Source organism: Mycobacterium sp. IDUB_3 (assembly GCF_055419585.1).
This window is the reverse complement of the sequence record NZ_JBVAXZ010000001.1, coordinates 2,947,588-2,962,948: the sequence shown is the minus strand read 5'-3', so window position 1 is coordinate 2,962,948 and position 15,361 is coordinate 2,947,588. Positions and strand designations below refer to the sequence as shown.

Sequence of the window (15,361 nt, the reverse complement as noted above, 5' to 3'; positions counted from 1 at the left end):
GTCAGGAGCAAGTCGCGTCTATTTCGAAGGGCTTGTTCACCTGCTGCATGGGGTTTGCCATGTCGACGCCGGTGGCGCTGCCGGTGATCTTGTAGGTATTGCCGTCCTTGGCGGCCGAGGCGTTGCCCTGGCCCCCTTGCGCGTATTGAAGCGTCACGCCGTTGACGTTGCCGAGCTGGACCGCCTTCACCGCGAGCGGATCGGCGTCGGCGAGCACGACGCTGATCCCGGTGGTGTTCCCACCGACCGCAATTGAGATATTGCCGCCAGCTTTGGTGCAAATAGTGGTGCCCCGGACGTTCTGGTCCTTGCCGTCGATGATGACCTTCGACGAGTTATTGCCGCCGGCCGACACGGAGCCTCCCGGCACCGAGGTCGAAACGCCATTCGATTTGTTACTCGAACAGCCGGAAATACCCGCGGCAAGAATGGCCGCTCCAGCCACCGCGACCGTCAGTTGACGCTTCACCTGTTCTCCTTTGCCCGAAAGTTGCGGTCCTCGGCATTGAGGGCCGCCTGGGCAGTATGCGGGCTAACCGGGTCGGGATCCAGAGCCCGCAGATATTGTTGCTGTGTTCATTGATCAGACTGCGAAAAGCCGTCGGAATCACCTTGGTTGGAGCCGCATTAATGGCAAGGTATGACGGTGGACCACAAGCCTCCCAGCGCAGTCATCGAGTCGGCCCATGGCGACCACGATCTGCCTTTCCATGACAAAACGGATTTCGCCGACGCCGATCGCGGATTCATTGCCGCACTGTCCCCATGCGTGATCAAAGCGGCCGACGGACGGGTGGTGTGGGACAACGACGCGTACTCGTTCCTGGGTGGTCCCGCCCCGGCCTGGGTTCACCCCAGCCTTTGGCGACAGTCGACGCTGGCCGCCAAGCAAGGGCTCTACGAAGTGGTGCCCGGCATCTATCAGGTCCGGGGCTTCGACATCTCGAACATCACCTTCGTGGAATCCGACAACGGCATCATCGTCATCGACCCCCTGGTGTCCGCGGAGGTGGCCGCGGCGGCGCTGGCGCTGTATCGCACCCACCGAGGTGGCGAGCGCCCCGTCGTCGCGGTGATCTACACCCACAGCCACGTCGACCATTTCGGCGGCGTATTGGGCGTCACCTCGGAGCAGGACGTAGACGCCGGTGCGGTGGCCGTGCTGGCGCCGGAGGGCTTCATCGAGCACGCGGTGCAGGAAAACGTCTATGCCGGACCGGCAATGACGCGACGGGCGACCTACATGTACGGCGCCTTGCTGCCTCGTGGGCCCATGGATCAGGTCGGCTGCGGGCTGGGACAAGCGCCGTCCACCGGCGAGGTCGCCGTCATCGTGCCCACCATCGACATTCGCACCACGGGCGAAACGCACACCATCGACGGCGTGGAGATCGAATTCCAGATGGCGCCGGGCACCGAGGCGCCCGCCGAAATGCATTTTTATTTCCCACGTTTCCGCGCCCTGTGCATGGCCGAGAACGCCACGCACAATCTGCACAATCTGCTGACCCTGCGCGGCGCGCTGGTGCGTGACCCGCACGCCTGGTCCGGTTATCTCACCGAAGCGATTGACACGTTTGCCGATCGCGCCGACGTCGTATTCGCCTCCCACCATTGGCCGACGTGGGGACGGGACAGCATCGTCGCGTTCCTGTCGCTGCAACGCGACATGTACGCGTACCTGCACGACCAGACGCTGCGATTGCTCAACCAGGGCCACACCGGTGTCGAGATAGCCGAAATGTTCCAGATGCCACCGGCTCTCGAGCAGGCCTGGCATACCCACGGTTACTACGGATCGGTGAGCCACAACGTCAAGGCGATCTACCAGCGCTACATGGGTTGGTTCGACGGCAACCCCGGCCGGCTGTGGCCCCATCCGCCCGAGGCGCTGGCGCCCCGGTATGTCGCGGCGATCGGCGGGATCGACCGCGTCGTCGACCTCGCCAGGGAGGCGTTCGACACCGGAGACTTCCGTTGGGCCGCAACGCCGTTGGACCACGCTATCTTCACCGACAGCGAGCACGCGGGCGCCCGCGCGCTGTACTCGGATACCCTCGAGCAGCTGGCGTACGGTGCCGAAAACGCGACCTGGCGCAACTTTTTCCTCAGCGGCGCAACGGAATTGCGCGACGGAAACTTCGGCACCGCGGCTCAGGTCGCCTCTCCCACCATGATGGCCCAACTGACACCGGAGCAGATTTTCGACGGTTTGGCGATTCGGGTCAACGGCCCACGCAGCTGGGATCTGAACATCGCCATCGATATCGCCTTCGCCGACACCGCGGCCAACTACCGGCTCACCCTGCGCAATGGGGTGCTCGTTCGCCGTAAGGTGGCGCCCGAGCCCTCGACGGCGACCGTGACGATCAAGCTGGCCACCAAGATTCGGCTCCTGGCCGTGGTGATGGGCGACTTCAGCTCGCCCGGCCTTGACCTCACCGGTGATCAGAGCGCGCTGCAGGCCCTGCTGAGTGTGCTCGACGGGCCCGACCCGAATTTCAACATCGTCACGCCGTGACGCGGCATCACGCGACGTCGATCACCACCTTGCCCAGCACCTTGCGGTCGGCCACATGCCGCAAGGCCGCTGCTGTCTCAGACAGCGGAAATCGTGCGCCGATGTACGGCCGCACGGTACCGGCGGCGAACATCTGCGCCAACTCCTTGAGGTCGCGGACAGCGTCGTCGGGCCGGTCGGTCATGAACGTGCGGATCTCCATGCCGCGCACACAGATGTCTTTGAGCAGAATGAGATTCAGCGGAATCGCCGGGATGGTGCCGGCCGCATAACCCAGCGTCACGAAGGTGCCGCCACGCGCGAGCCCGCGCAGCGCCGGTTCCGAATACGATCCGCCCACCGGGTCCAGCACCACGCGGGCACTGTCGCCGGTGAGCGCACGGATCCGCACTTTCAGGTCCTCGCGGTCGTAGTCCACGGTCGCCTCGGCGCCGCGGTGCCGGCACAGCTCGAGCTTCTCCGCGCTCGACGCCGCCGCCAGCACCCGGGCCCCCATCGCGACCGCCAGGTCGACCGCCGCCAGCCCCACGCCGCCCGCGGCGCCGAGCACGACCACCCAATCTCCTTGTTTGACAGCGGCCGTCGAGCGCAGGGCGTGATAGGCGGTGCGGTAGGTGACGCCGAACGCCGCGGCCGAGGCGAAGTCGGCGTCGTCGGGCACCAGCTCGGCCTGACTCGCGTCGAGCAGCGCCTTTTCGGCGAACGCCCCGAATGTGGTTCCGGAAACCCGTTGTCCGGGATGGAACCGTGCACCGTCACCGGCGGCGATGACCTCCCCGGCGATCTCATTGCCGGGGATGAACGGCGGTGGAATCTTGACCTGGTATTTCCCGGCGATAAACAGGACATCGGGGAAGTTGACCGCGGCCGCGCGGACCCGCACCAGCAACTGTCCCGGGGCCGCAACGGGATCGGGCACGTCGTCGATCACCAGGTCCTCGGGAGTGCCGTAGGAACGACAGATCACCGCGCGCATCAACCGGCCTCCAGCCCACGTAAGCAGAACCGCACCACGTGTGCGATGTCGTCGGGGCCGGGCTCCTCGGCCGAGCCCACATAGCGGCGCATGGTCGCGGCGGTGCAGCTGAACACCGCCTGGACATCGCGGTCGACGTCGCTACTGCCCAGCGCCGCAACGGGTTCAACCAGAAGCTCGCGAAGCGGCCGCATCATCTCCTGGTCGGCCGCGCGCCAGCTGGTACCGGCCGACATCTGGCCGGCCGCCGCGCGGGTCATGCTGATCAGGTGCGGGTCGGCCACCTGGGCGAGCGTGCCCTCTATCCACCGCGCGACCTTGTCGCGCGGCTCGGATTCCTTGGCCATCTGGTGCTCGAGGTAGGAGACCACGATGGCCACGCCGCGTTCCATGACCGCCAGGATCAGATCGTCCTTGCCGGCAAAATAGCGGTAAAACGCCTTGTTCGACGAACCCGCCTCGGCGACGATGTCGCTGACCCGCGGCGGTTCGGGTGCGACGCGTTCCATGACTCGCACCGCGGCGGCCAGGATGCGTTCCACCTCCTCGGTGGCCTCCCGTTGGCGGTCATCCAGTGCCCGCTCGACCGCGGCGGTCACCCGGTTAGAGGTCAACGAGCTCACCGTATTTGGCGCGCGCGGCCGCGCGCCGCACGTCGAGCATCTCGCTGGGCCAGTCACCCTCCTCGGCCTCGTAACCCTTCAGCAGCATCCGGGCCAGGTTGACCTTGTGCGCCTCGGTCGGCCCGTCGGCCAGGCCCAGCGCGATGCCGCCCAGCAGGACGCTGACCAGTGGCAACTGGTCGGTCAGCCCCAGCGCCCCGTGCACTTGAATGGCCCGCAGGGCAATCGATTTGAGCGCCTGCGATGCCAGGATCTTGCACGCAGCGATCTCGGCGCGTGCGGCGCGCTCGTCGCCGTTGTCGATCAGCCACGCGGCGTGCAGCACGGTCAGCCGGAACGGGATCAGCTCGGTGTAGGAATCGGCGACGAACTCCTGGACCAGTTGCTTGTCGGCCAGCAGACTGCCTTGGGTGAAGCGGCTTTTCGCCCGGCGGGACATGATCTCGACGGCGCGTTGCGCCATCCCGATGGAGCGCATCGCGTGATGCAGGCGCCCGCCGGCCAGCCGGGTCTGCAAAATCAAAAAGCCTTGGCCGGGCTCGCCGAGCAACGCGTCGGCGGGCACCCGCACATCGTTGTAATGCACCAGCGAATGGCCCGGTTCGTGCGGGTCGGCCCCAACCAGGTGGTGATTGGCTTCCAGGACCAGCCCCTCGGTGCCGGCGGGGATCAGGAACGTCGACGCGCCGGTATGGACCGGCACGTCGGGATCGGTGATCGCGACGACGATGAAGAACGAGGCGACGGAGGCGTTGGAGGAGAAGTACTTTCGCCCAGTGATGACCCAGTCGTCGCCGTCACGGACGGCGCGGGTGGTGAAGACCCGCGGATCCGCGCCGCCCTGCGGCTCGGTCATCGAGAAGCACGAGAAGATTTCCCCGGACAGCAGGCCCGCCAGGTAGCGGTCCTTCTGTTCCTGGGTTCCGAAGCGGGCGATGATCTCGGCGTTGCCGGTGTCGGGCGCTTGCGTCCCGAACACGATCGGCGCCCACTGGCTGCGGCCCAGGATCTCGTTGATCAGCGTCAGCTTGACCGCACCGAATCCCTGCCCGCCCAGCTCCGGCCCCAGATGCGGTGCCCACAAACCCTTGTCGCGCACCTGCTGCTTGAGCGGGTCGACAATGCGGCGCCGCTCGTCGTTCAGCGGCAGAAACTCGCAGCCCGGAAACAGCACCTCGAGCGGTTCCACCTCGTCGCGAACGAAGCCGCGGATCCACTCGAGCTTCTCCTCGAACTCCGGCTCGGTAGAAAAATCCCATGACATTCGAACACTCCTCTCATTGGTGGCGACCCGCTGCGCTTGCGATGACTGCGTCAGGGAATCCCGCCGTCGGCCCGCAGGATCGAGCCGGTGGTGAAACTGGACGCGTCGGAGGCCAAGAACAGTGCCGCGCCGACGATTTCGCGTGGGTCGCCGGCGCGTTCCAACGAAAGATGCTTGAACGGATTCTGTTCGGCCGCTCCGAGATTCCAGGCCTTGCTCACGTCGGTGAGAAACGGCCCGGCCATCAGCGTGTTGACCCGCACCGCCGGACCGAACGCCTTCGCCAGCGCCTCGGTCATGGCGTTGAGCCCGGCCTTGGACGCGGCGTAGGGGATGATATCGGGTGTCGGACGCAGCGAGCCGGCCGTACTCACGTTGATGATCGAGCCCCGACCGGCCGCCACCATGCGCTCACCCACCAACGCCGACAAGCGGAATGGTCCCTTGAGGTTGAGGTTGACCACGGCGTCGAACAGCTTCTCGGTCACGTCGGTGAGCTTGTCGTAGAGCGGCGACATGCCCGCGTTGTTGATCAGCGTGTCGACCTTGCCGAACCGTTCGTAGGTCGCCTCGACCAGGCCGTCGAGCTGATCCCAGCGACCCACGTGGACCTGATAGGGCAGCGCCGACCGGCCGGTCTCGGCCTCGATCTCCTTGGCGGTGGATACGCAGTTGTCCATGTTGCGGCTCGCGATCACCACGTCGGCGCCGCAGCGCGCCGCGCCGAACGCCATCTCGCGCCCCAGCCCGCGGCTACCGCCGGTGATCAGGAAGACCCGGTCGGTGAGATCGAAAAGCTCTTCGGCATAACCCATTTCAGGATCCCTTGGTGGAGCGGGCGAGATCGGCGGCGGTGGCGATGAGCTGGAGAATCATCGGGCCGAACGCGTCGGTGATCTTGGGGTCGACCTTGCCGGTCCGCACCCCGGCCGCGTAGGTCTTCTCCAGCACGATGCCCAACTTCCAGTTGGCCAGCACCAGGTAGTAGTCGATGTTCTCGGTCGACAATCCGCTGACGGTTTCGTAATGCTCCAGCAACTCGCTGCGCGTGGGCATGCCGCGCATGTCGAGATAAAATCCGTCCTCGCGCGGCTTTTCGCCGTCGTAGCCCAGCAGGCACCACGCCAGGTCGAGCAGCGGATCGCCGACCGTGGTCATCTCCCAGTCCACGATCGCGGCCAGGCGCGCGGGTGCGCCGTGCGCGAACATCACGTTGGCGAACTGATAGTCGCCGTGCATGATGCCCGCCCGGTAATGCGCCGGACGGTTGCGGCGCAGCCACTCGGAAGCATCGTCCAGACCCGGTAGCTCGCGAACCTTGTAGGCGTCGAGGAACGCCAGCCAGCGATCGACCTGGCGCTCGTGGAATCCGTCCGGGCGGCCGAAACCTTCGAGTCCTTGCTTGCGCCAATCCACTCGGCCCAGCCTGGCCGCGCCGTCGACCAATTGGAAGGCCAGGCCGCGCCGGGCCTCGAGGTCGGTGTCGAACGGCGATTGCCAACCGCCGTCCATCGGGCTCCATCCATCGATCGCCTGCATGACGTAGAACGGCATCCCGAGCGCGGCGCCGGTGTCGTCGGCCGCGATCAGCGCCGCATGCGGGACATCGGTGCCGGACAGGGCGCGCACCAGGCGGATCTCCCGCAGCAGCCCGTCGATGCGGGCGGCGTCGGCCCGGGCACCGGGCATCCGCAACACCATGCGCTGGCCTCCGCGCTCAATCAGATAAAGGGTGTTCTGCGACCCGCCCTTCAGCTGGGTCAGCCGCGCCTCTTCGCCACCGCCCGGCGCGTCGTTCGCATCCAGCCAGCGAGCGAGGACGCCCGCGTCGAGTCCCGATTCACCCACGTGAGTCACTGGCCAACCCTCTCTGCACACCCCGATCTCTGTCCGGAGAATAGCATTCTCCGTGCTAGAGGCAACTATGAGTGTCAGCCTGGCTTGTGCGCGCTCAGCAGGAACCCGGGCGCCATGAAGTGGCCCTCGTCGTCGTGGTCCAGGTGCGCCAGTGGACCGTCGGGCGACCCGGCCGCGTCGTCCGTGCCGTACAGCTTGGCCGGGCGGACATCGTCGACCCGCCACAGCGTCGCGACGGCGTCGTGCAATTCGGTTTCGGTGAAGCCGGGCGGCCCCGGCCGGTCCGAATGGGCGTCGTCCAATGCGCCGGCGGCGAAGGCCAGGATGTACAGCGCGGCGCCCGGCGCGGCGGCCCGAAAAATTGACTGCACGTAGTCCTGGCGGCGATCGGGCGGCAGCGCGTGAAACAGCCCGCTGTCCAGAATCGTGGAGAAGCGACCGTCATAGCCGCCGAAGTTGGTGACGTCGGCCTGGGCGAATGTCGCCGTCGTCAGCCCTCGCTCGGCGGCAGCGGCGGTGGCCGCCTGAATCGCGGTCGCGCTGGCGTCCAGGCCGACCACGGTGTAGCCGAGCGCGGCGAGGGTCAGCGACAAAGCGGCGTGGCCACAACCGGAGTCCAGCACCTCGCCGCGGATCTTGCCCTGATCGATGAGCAGCGCCAACTCCGGTTGGGGCCGGCCGATGCTCCAGGGGGGCGGCGCGGCTTGTCGGTAGGCGGCGTCCCAATCCCTGTCCGGTTCAGTCATCCGTCCTCCTCGGTGCTGTGGGCATCAAGCTATGCAGCGATGTCATTGTGCACGCCCTGAACGACAAGCAAGGGGCGATGAGAGACTTCGGACCGGCACAACCTTTCGACAAGACGGGAAGAAACATGCAAGTGCTTCTGGTCCGGCACGCGCTGCCGCTGCGCAGCGAACACGGCCAAGGTTCCGATCCGGACCTGTCGGAGGAAGGGTTGGCCCAGATCGAGCGACTCCCCAAGGCGCTCGCCAGGTTTCCCATCGCGCGGGTGGTGAGCAGCCCGCAGCGCCGGGCCATCCAGACCGCCGAACCGGTCGCGGCGGATCGGGGCCTGACCGTCGAGATCGACGATCGCTTCGCCGAGTACGACCGCGACCTTCCCGTGTACATCCCCGTCGAGCAGATCCGCGCAGAGATGCCCGAAGAATGGGCGCGCCTGGCTCAGGGGCATCTGCCCAGCGCGGTGGACGAGGACGCTTTTCGTGCCCGGGTGCGCGCCGCGGTCGACGACCTGGTCGCCACCGGCGACCCCGACGACACGGTCGCGGTGTTCAGCCATGGTGGGGTCATCAACGTCCTCCTGCACGAAATCCTCGGCACCGCCCGGCTGCTGTCCTTTCCGGTCGACTACGCATCGGTCACTCGGCTGTTGTTCTCGCGGTCCGGGCAGGCGACGGTGGCCGCGGTCAACACCACCGAACATGTCTGGGACCTGTTGCCGCGAAACCAACGGTTGCCCGACGACCACACCAGCCATGGCAAGGCCTGAGCCGAAGACCGGCAAATCGCAGGTGGTGCGCCGCGTCGAGCCCGGCGATGGTAGACAAGTTCGGTGACTTCAGCTGACCAACTCGAGGGCCTCGACCTGGCCTCGCTGGACTCCTACCTGCGCTCGCTCGGGATCGGGCGCGACGGCGAGTTACGCGCGGACTTCATTTCCGGTGGTCGCTCCAACCTGACGTTCCGTGTCTACGACGACAGCACCAGTTGGCTGGTGCGGCGACCGCCGTTGCACGGGTTGACCCCGTCGGCGCACGACATGGCCCGCGAGTACCGCGTCGTCGCCGCGCTGCAGGACACACCCGTGCCGGTGGCGCGCACGATCGGGCTCTGCGAGGACGATTCGGTGCTGGGCGCCCCCTTCCAGATCGTCGAATTCGTCGCCGGCCAGGTGGTGCGCCGCCGCGCTCAACTCGAGTCGTTCAGCCACACGGTGATCGGCGGCTGCGTCGACTCGTTGATCCGGGTGCTCGTCGACCTCCACACGGTCGACCCCGACGCCGTCGGGCTGGCCGATTTCGGTAAGCCCAGCGGCTATCTGGAGCGTCAGGTGCGGCGATGGGGCTCGCAATGGTCGCTGGTGCGGTTGCCCGAGGATCGGCGCGACGCCGACGTGGAACGGCTGCATTCCGGTCTGGGCGAAGCGATTCCGCAGCAGAGCCGCACGTCGATCGTGCACGGCGACTACCGCATCGACAACACGATCCTGGACGCCGACGACCCGACCAAGGTTCGTGCGGTCGTCGACTGGGAGCTCTCCACGCTGGGGGACCCACTGTCCGACGCGGCCCTGATGTGCGTGTACCGCGACCCGGCCCTGGATTTGATCGTCAATGCGCAGGCCGCGTGGACATCGCCGTTGTTGCCGACGGCCGACGAACTGGCCGACCGCTATTCGCTGGTGGCCGGTATACCGTTGGCGCATTGGGAGTTCTACATGGCGCTGGCCTACTTCAAGCTCGCCATCATCGCCGCGGGCATCGACTTCCGCCGGCGGATGTCGGATCAGGCCCGCGGCACGGGCGACCCGTCCGACCACACACCCGAGGTGGTGGCGCCGCTGATTTCCCGGGGTCTGGCCGAACTCGCGAAGCTGCCCGGCTAGCGCGAGGCGGCCGCGTGCTGCCGTTTAGCCGCGCGGCGCAGCTGCAAGATCCGTGCGGTGCCGACCGCAACCGTGATCAACCCCCCGACCACGGCCGCCAGCAGGATCGCGACTCCCTTGGGCTGGGTCCAGTGCCAGCCCAAGAACTGAAAGTCTGCGGTTGTCGTGTTCTGGGTGATGAAAATCAGCAACAGGATCAGGATCACGAAGCCGACGATCAGCGACGACCAGAGAGCGCCGGCGCGGGTGAACCCGATGGCCGGTTCCTTGGCGGGCGCGCCGGTCTTGGCGGCGGGGTCGGGCTTGGGGGGCGGCTGCCCGGGCGAGGCAGGGGTGTGGCTGCTCATACTGCCATCTTTGCCCTATCGGACGCCGATTGAAACCGATTCGGACAACCGAACCTCGCGCGACAGCATCCGCGCGGTTCGGGCGTTAGGGTCGGCGGTATGACGGCACTGCCGCACGTGCGGGGCGCGATCACGCGCGCGGCAGCGCTGGCGATGGCGATGGCCGTTGTTGCAGCGTGCAGCAATTCCGATCCGCTGGGAGCGCAGGTTCGAAGCCCCAACTCCATCGTCATCGGCTCCGGGGACTTTCCGGAATCGGAGATCATCGCCGAGGTCTATGCACAAGCCTTGCAGGCCAATGGTTTCGAAGTGGGCAGGCGAATGGGCATCGGGAGCCGGGAGACGTATATTCCTGCGCTCAAAGACCATTCCATCGATCTGGTGCCGGAGTACATCGGCAATCTGTTGCTCTACATTTCGCCGCAGTCCGACGCCACCACGCTGGATGCCGTCGAGCGTGAGCTGGACCAGCGCCTGCCCGCTGACCTCGCAATTCTGACGCCCGCCCCGGCCACCGACACCGATACCGTCAGCGTGACCGGGCCAACGGCCAACTCCTGGAACCTAAGGACGATCGCCGATCTGGCCGTGCATTCGGCCGACGTGCGATTCGGGGCGCCCTCGGCGTTCGCGACCCGGCCCGCCGGGCTGCCCGGGCTGCGGCAGAAGTACGGACTCGAGATCAAGCCGGGCAACTTCGTCGCCATCGATGACGGCGGCGGTGCGGTCACCGTGCGCGCCTTGGTCGAGGGCAGGGTGAACGCCGCCAACGTCTTCACCACGTCACCGGCCATCCCGCAGAACCACTTGGTTGCCCTCGACGACCCCGAACATAATTTCGTGGCCGGAAACATTGTGCCGCTGCTCAATTCGCAGAAAAGATCTCCGCGGCTCAAACAGGTGCTGGACGCCGTCTCGGCGAAGCTGACCACGTCCGGAGTCGCCGGACTCAACGCCGCGGTGTCGGGGAATTCGGGCATCGATCCCGACGAGGCGGCACGAAACTGGATACGGGACAACGGCTTCGACCATCCGATCGGAGGATGACTTGATCATCTTCGACAACGTCAGCAAGGCCTACGCCGACGGCACCACCGCCGTGAATCAGCTCAGCCTGAGCATCCCCAACGGCAAGCTGACGGTGTTCGTCGGGTCCTCCGGCAGCGGCAAGACCACGGCGCTGCGGATGATCAACCGGATGATCGAGCCCACCTCGGGCACAATCACGATCGATGGCGTCGATGTCTCCATCCACGACCCGGTGAAGCTGCGCCTCGGTATCGGATACGTCATCCAACACGCCGGTCTGATGCCCCACCAACGCGTAATCGACAATGTGGCAACGGTTCCCGTTTTACGGGGCCAGCCCCGTCGGGCCGCTCGCAAAGAAGCCTACGCGGTGCTGGAACGGGTCGGGCTGGACGCCAAGCTCGCGACCCGCTACCCCGCGCAGCTTTCCGGCGGGGAGCAACAACGGGTTGGCGTGGCACGAGCGCTGGCGGCAGACCCGCCGATCCTGTTGATGGATGAGCCGTTCTCCGCCGTCGACCCGGTGGTCCGCCATGATCTGCAGAACGAAATACTGCGCCTGCAAGGCGAATTGCACAAAACGATCGTCTTCGTCACCCACGACATCGATGAGGCGCTGCGACTCGGCGAGCGGGTCGCGGTGTTCAAGGGCGGTTCGCTACAGCAGTACGACGAGCCCGCCCGGCTGCTGTCACGGCCGGCCAACGACTTCGTGTCGCGGTTCATCGGCCTGGGCCGCGGCTACCGATGGCTACAACTCCTCGACGCGGCCGGGCTGCCGCTGCACGACGTCGAACGGATCACGGCCGACCAGCTTTCGGCGACAATGCTTTCCGACGGCTGGGCGGTGGTCGTCGACGACGCCGGAGTTCCGCTCGGCTGGATCGACGACGAGGGGCTGCGGCGGCACCGCGGCGGTGTGCCGTTGCCCGACAGCATGAGCGGAGTCGGATCGCTGTTCCGGCCGCGGGGCAATCTGAGCCAGGCGCTGGACGCGGCGCTGTCGTCGCCGTCGGGCGTCGGTGTCGCAGTCGACGACGGCGGTAGGGTGATCGGCGGCGTGCTGGCCGCCGACGTGCTGGCCGCGGTGGACTCCCAACGGCTGGGTTCGGCGGAAACCGGGGGGACCTAACTAACCGATGCACTATCTACTCACCCACCTCGACGACGCCTGGGGGCTGACCGTCGTGCACCTGCGGCTGGCGTTGGTGCCGGTGCTGATCGGTCTGGCGATCGCGCTGCCGCTGGGCATGCTGGTGCAGCGCACCCGAATCGCCCGCCGACTCACGACGGCGGCCGCCAGCGTCGTGTTCACCATTCCATCGCTCGCGCTGTTCGTGGTGTTGCCGATGCTCATCGGGACCCGCATCCTCGACGAGGCCAACGTGATGGTGGCGTTGACGGCCTATACCGCCGCGCTGCTGGTGCGGGCGGTGCTCGAGGCACTGGACGCGGTGCCCGCCCAGGTGCGTGACGCCGCCACCGCGGTCGGGTACTCGTCGATCGCGCGGGTGCTGAAAGTCGAACTGCCGCTTTCGATTCCGGTGCTCGTCGCCGGCTTGCGGGTGGTGGTGGTCACCAACATCGCGATGGTCTCGGTCGGTTCGGTGATCGGCATCGGCGGGCTGGGCATCTGGTTCACCCAGGGGTACCAGACCAACAAGAGCGATCAGATCCTGGCCGGCATCATCGCGCTGTTCGTGCTGGCGGTCGTCATCGACGTGCTCATCGTGTCGGCCGGCCGCCTTGCGACGCCGTGGGCACACGCCACGCGCAGCACCGGCCGCCACTCGGTCGTCGCGCCCGTCGTGGGTGGTGCACGGTGAACTTCGTCGGGCGGGCGATCTCCTTTATGTTGACCGCCGACAACTGGACCGGCCCGGTCGGGCTCGCGGCCCGCATTTTGGAACACCTCGAGTACACCGCCCTTGCGGTGAGCGCCTCGGCGCTGATCGCGATCCCCGTCGGCCTGATCATCGGACACACGGGGCGCGGGACCCTGCTGGTGGTGGGTGCCGTCAACGGCCTGCGCTCCCTGCCGACGCTGGGCGTGCTGCTGTTCGGGACGCTGCTCTTCGGGCTGGGCCTGGGCCCGTCGTTGGTGGCGCTGATGCTGCTCGGTGTGCCCGCGTTGCTGGCCGGCACCTACGCCGGTATCGCCAATGTTGAGCCGACCGTCGTGGATGCGGCCCGCGCGATGGGCATGACCGAGGCCCAGGTGCTGCTGCGCGTCGAGGTGCCGAATGCGTTGCCGTTGATTCTCGGCGGACTGCGCAACGCGACGCTGCAGGTGGTCGCCACGGCGACCGTGGCCGCCTACGCCAGCCTCGGTGGTCTGGGCCGATACCTGATCGACGGGATCAAAGAACGTGAGTTTCATCTCGCTCTGGTCGGGGCGTTGATGGTGGCCGCGTTGGCGCTGATGCTCGACGGACTGCTGGCGGTTGCGGTGTGGATTTCGGCGCCGGGCACCGGTCGGCTGCGGCGAACATACCGGGCACTTCCGCAGCGGTTGGCGGGCACGTCTTACGGTAGATGAGTGAACGCAGCCCCCTCTGAACCGTCTCGCCGCGTGTGGCAGGCGATGCTCACCTGGCGCGCACATGATGCTCCCCGGATGGAATCGGTACGAGTCCAGGTGTCCGGCAACAGAATCAAGGCCAATGGCCGCATCATCGCCGCCGCCACCGACACCCATCCGGCGTTCGGCGCCTACTACGACCTGCTGACCGATGAGGCCGGCGCCACCAAGCGGCTCGGAATGACCGTCACCCTCGCCGAGCGGGAGCGCGTCTTCTCCTTCGCCCGCGACGAAGAGAACATGTGGCTGGTCACCGACCATCAGGGCGAACATCGCGCGGCCTACAACGGCGCGCTCGACGTCGACGTCGAGTTCAGCCCGTTCTTCAACGCCCTGCCCATCCGGCGGCTCGGCGTGTATGAGCGGGCGGCCGCGGTCACGCTGCCCGTGGTCTATGTCAACATGCCGGATATGTCCATCACCGCCGACACCGTGAGCTACAGCAGCACGGGAAGCCGCGACGGGATCAAGGTGCATACGCCGATCGCCAACACCACAGTGAGCGTCGACGAAGAAGGATTCATCGTCGACTATCCAGGCTTGGCAGAGCGGATCTGATCACCTGGCCCGCCCGGCCCGCGGCGGCCAATTCCGCACGCCAGTTCTCCGCCCCGATCATGACGTGGAAGACGTCGCTGCGCGGGAAGCTGTCGTAGCGCGTTCGCGCGGCATGGCCGGCCTCGATGAGGTCGGCGACCGAGTTGTGGGAAGCCAGCGAGTCCCGAGCGCGACGCAGCTGCTCGATGACGCGGTCGACCGTGAGTACCAGTTGGTCGGAGTTGCCCTCGCACATCGCGCGGACCAGGTCCGGGGCGGTGGCCGCGACCCGAGTCCCGTCCCGGAATGACCCGGCGGCCAGTGCGAAGGCCAATGGAACGTCTCCGGCGACGACCGCCATCGCCTCGGCGAGCAGGTGGGGCAGGTGCGAGATGGCCGCCGCGGCGGCGTCGTGTTCGTCGGACCTGGCCGGCACCACCACCGCGCCGCAGTCCAGCGCCAACGTCATCACCGTCGACCAGACCGCCGGATCGACATGATCGTCGACGCTGACCACCCACGGCGCACCGGTGAACAACCCGGCGTAGCCGGCCGTCCAACCCGAATGCGCGGTACCGGCCATCGGGTGCCCCCCGACGAAGCGCCGCTGCAGCCCGGCCGCGGCCACCTCGTCGAGCACCGCCTGCTTGACGCTGGTGACGTCGGTCAGCGGACACGCCGGGGCCGTCTCCTTGATGTGGGCGAGCATGCCTGCCATCGCCGGCATCGGCACCGCCAGCACGATCAAGGCTCCGGAGTCGGCGGCGCGCGACAGCGTCGCGGTCAGATCGGTGGTGGCGTCAAAGCCGTCGGCGCTCGCGGCCTGCGCGCCCTCCACCGAGCGGTTATAGCCGAACACCTCACGGCCGGCGGCCGTGGCGGCCCGCATTATCGAGCCACCGATCAGTCCCAGCCCGAGTACGCATACCGGCGTCTTGGAAGGAGGGCTTGCCACATTCCAAGGTTGGCACATCCGGTCGGGAACGGCGCCGTCAGATCT

17 protein-coding genes are annotated in these 15,361 nt (G+C 67.0%); 8 read left to right on the top strand and 9 right to left on the bottom strand.

The genetic code is table 11. The features are described 5' to 3' along the window. Position 1: 1 nt before the first annotated feature. Entirely contained in the window at positions 2 to 469 is a 468-nt protein-coding gene (locus ACZYVJ_RS13650; protein ID WP_463831479.1) for a lipoprotein LpqH, read from the bottom strand. A gap of 171 nt (positions 470 to 640) precedes the next feature. Here ACZYVJ_RS13650 and ACZYVJ_RS13645 point away from each other — a divergent pair, with 171 nt between their 5' ends. Continuing rightward, entirely contained in the window at positions 641 to 2,521 is a 1,881-nt protein-coding gene (locus tag ACZYVJ_RS13645) for an alkyl/aryl-sulfatase (protein WP_463831478.1), read from the top strand. A gap of 7 nt (positions 2,522 to 2,528) precedes the next feature. Here ACZYVJ_RS13645 and ACZYVJ_RS13640 read toward each other — a convergent pair whose 3' ends face one another. The 6 genes from ACZYVJ_RS13640 to ACZYVJ_RS13615 form a co-directional block, all read right to left on the bottom strand. Beyond that, positions 2,529 to 3,497: an NADPH:quinone oxidoreductase family protein gene (locus tag ACZYVJ_RS13640; protein ID WP_463831477.1), complete on the bottom strand. Its 969-nt coding sequence runs from the start codon at positions 3,495 to 3,497 to the stop codon at positions 2,529 to 2,531. Then, a complete protein-coding gene (locus tag ACZYVJ_RS13635) occupies positions 3,497 to 4,120 on the bottom strand; it encodes a TetR/AcrR family transcriptional regulator (protein ID WP_463831476.1) in 624 nt (207 codons plus the stop codon). The genes ACZYVJ_RS13640 and ACZYVJ_RS13635 overlap by 1 nt, the downstream gene beginning before the upstream one ends. Then, positions 4,101 to 5,384, bottom strand: coding sequence for an acyl-CoA dehydrogenase family protein (locus tag ACZYVJ_RS13630; protein WP_463831475.1), 1,284 nt, complete (start codon positions 5,382 to 5,384; stop codon positions 4,101 to 4,103). The genes ACZYVJ_RS13635 and ACZYVJ_RS13630 overlap by 20 nt, the downstream gene beginning before the upstream one ends. Positions 5,385 to 5,434: 50 nt before the next feature. Next, positions 5,435 to 6,199: an SDR family NAD(P)-dependent oxidoreductase gene (locus ACZYVJ_RS13625; protein WP_463831474.1), complete on the bottom strand. Its 765-nt coding sequence runs from the start codon at positions 6,197 to 6,199 to the stop codon at positions 5,435 to 5,437. 1 nt (position 6,200) lies between these two features. Next, positions 6,201 to 7,241 carry a phosphotransferase family protein gene (locus ACZYVJ_RS13620; RefSeq protein WP_463831473.1) on the bottom strand — a complete coding sequence of 347 codons (1,041 nt, stop codon included), beginning with the start codon at positions 7,239 to 7,241 and terminating at the stop codon, positions 6,201 to 6,203. Between the two features lie 74 nt (positions 7,242 to 7,315). After that, entirely contained in the window at positions 7,316 to 7,987 is a 672-nt protein-coding gene (locus ACZYVJ_RS13615) for a class I SAM-dependent methyltransferase (protein WP_463831472.1), read from the bottom strand. 125 nt (positions 7,988 to 8,112) lie between these two features. On the opposite strand from ACZYVJ_RS13615, the gene ACZYVJ_RS13610 reads away from it, so the two are divergent. Further along, on the top strand, positions 8,113 to 8,751 hold the full coding sequence (locus ACZYVJ_RS13610) for a histidine phosphatase family protein (RefSeq protein WP_463831471.1): 639 nt from the start codon (positions 8,113 to 8,115) through the stop codon (positions 8,749 to 8,751). 63 nt (positions 8,752 to 8,814) lie between these two features. Further along, positions 8,815 to 9,867 carry a phosphotransferase family protein gene (locus tag ACZYVJ_RS13605; protein WP_463831470.1) on the top strand — a complete coding sequence of 351 codons (1,053 nt, stop codon included), beginning with the start codon at positions 8,815 to 8,817 and terminating at the stop codon, positions 9,865 to 9,867. Here the strand turns inward: ACZYVJ_RS13605 and ACZYVJ_RS13600 are convergent. Beyond that, positions 9,864 to 10,214: a LapA family protein gene (locus tag ACZYVJ_RS13600; protein WP_463831469.1), complete on the bottom strand. Its 351-nt coding sequence runs from the start codon at positions 10,212 to 10,214 to the stop codon at positions 9,864 to 9,866. The two genes, ACZYVJ_RS13605 and ACZYVJ_RS13600, sit on opposite strands and share 4 nt — an antisense overlap. 153 nt (positions 10,215 to 10,367) lie before the next feature. On the opposite strand from ACZYVJ_RS13600, the gene ACZYVJ_RS13595 reads away from it, so the two are divergent. Genes ACZYVJ_RS13595 through ACZYVJ_RS13575 form a run of 5 tightly spaced genes read left to right on the top strand, consistent with a single transcriptional unit; the run spans position 10,368 to position 14,382 of the window. Further along, the gene (locus ACZYVJ_RS13595) at positions 10,368 to 11,261 is read left to right on the top strand and encodes an ABC transporter substrate-binding protein (RefSeq protein ID WP_463832985.1); all 894 of its coding nucleotides are present in this window, start codon (positions 10,368 to 10,370) and stop codon (positions 11,259 to 11,261) included. 1 nt (position 11,262) lies between these two features. After that, complete coding sequence (locus ACZYVJ_RS13590) at positions 11,263 to 12,375, top strand: ABC transporter ATP-binding protein (protein WP_463831467.1); 1,113 nt, start codon at positions 11,263 to 11,265, stop codon at positions 12,373 to 12,375. 7 nt (positions 12,376 to 12,382) lie between these two features. After that, positions 12,383 to 13,069 carry an ABC transporter permease gene (locus ACZYVJ_RS13585; RefSeq protein WP_463831466.1) on the top strand — a complete coding sequence of 229 codons (687 nt, stop codon included), beginning with the start codon at positions 12,383 to 12,385 and terminating at the stop codon, positions 13,067 to 13,069. Next, entirely contained in the window at positions 13,066 to 13,782 is a 717-nt protein-coding gene (locus ACZYVJ_RS13580; RefSeq protein WP_463831464.1) for an ABC transporter permease, read from the top strand. Before ACZYVJ_RS13585 ends, ACZYVJ_RS13580 begins: the two co-directional genes overlap by 4 nt. Further along, the gene (locus ACZYVJ_RS13575; protein WP_463831462.1) at positions 13,783 to 14,382 is read left to right on the top strand and encodes a putative glycolipid-binding domain-containing protein; all 600 of its coding nucleotides are present in this window, start codon (positions 13,783 to 13,785) and stop codon (positions 14,380 to 14,382) included. On the opposite strand, the gene ACZYVJ_RS13570 is transcribed toward ACZYVJ_RS13575, so the two are convergent. Continuing rightward, complete coding sequence (locus tag ACZYVJ_RS13570) at positions 14,345 to 15,316, bottom strand: prephenate dehydrogenase (protein WP_463831460.1); 972 nt, start codon at positions 15,314 to 15,316, stop codon at positions 14,345 to 14,347. The genes ACZYVJ_RS13575 and ACZYVJ_RS13570 overlap by 38 nt on opposite strands. Between the last annotated feature and the right edge of the window lie 45 nt (positions 15,317 to 15,361).

Excerpts from the sequence above, each read along its gene's own strand:
- ACZYVJ_RS13645 (WP_463831478.1), top strand. The coding sequence starts at position 641 with ATGACGGTGGACCACAAGCCTCCCAGCGCAGTCATCGAGTCGGCCCAT.
- ACZYVJ_RS13640 (WP_463831477.1), bottom strand. The coding sequence starts at position 3,497 with ATGCGCGCGGTGATCTGTCGTTCCTACGGCACTCCCGAGGACCTGGTG.
- ACZYVJ_RS13630 (WP_463831475.1), bottom strand. The coding sequence starts at position 5,384 with ATGTCATGGGATTTTTCTACCGAGCCGGAGTTCGAGGAGAAGCTCGAG.
- ACZYVJ_RS13625 (WP_463831474.1), bottom strand. The coding sequence starts at position 6,199 with ATGGGTTATGCCGAAGAGCTTTTCGATCTCACCGACCGGGTCTTCCTG.
- ACZYVJ_RS13615 (WP_463831472.1), bottom strand. The coding sequence starts at position 7,987 with ATGACTGAACCGGACAGGGATTGGGACGCCGCCTACCGACAAGCCGCG.
- ACZYVJ_RS13610 (WP_463831471.1), top strand. The coding sequence starts at position 8,113 with ATGCAAGTGCTTCTGGTCCGGCACGCGCTGCCGCTGCGCAGCGAACAC.
- ACZYVJ_RS13600 (WP_463831469.1), bottom strand. The coding sequence starts at position 10,214 with ATGAGCAGCCACACCCCTGCCTCGCCCGGGCAGCCGCCCCCCAAGCCC.
- ACZYVJ_RS13595 (WP_463832985.1), top strand. The coding sequence starts at position 10,368 with ATGGCGATGGCCGTTGTTGCAGCGTGCAGCAATTCCGATCCGCTGGGA.
- ACZYVJ_RS13585 (WP_463831466.1), top strand. The coding sequence starts at position 12,383 with ATGCACTATCTACTCACCCACCTCGACGACGCCTGGGGGCTGACCGTC.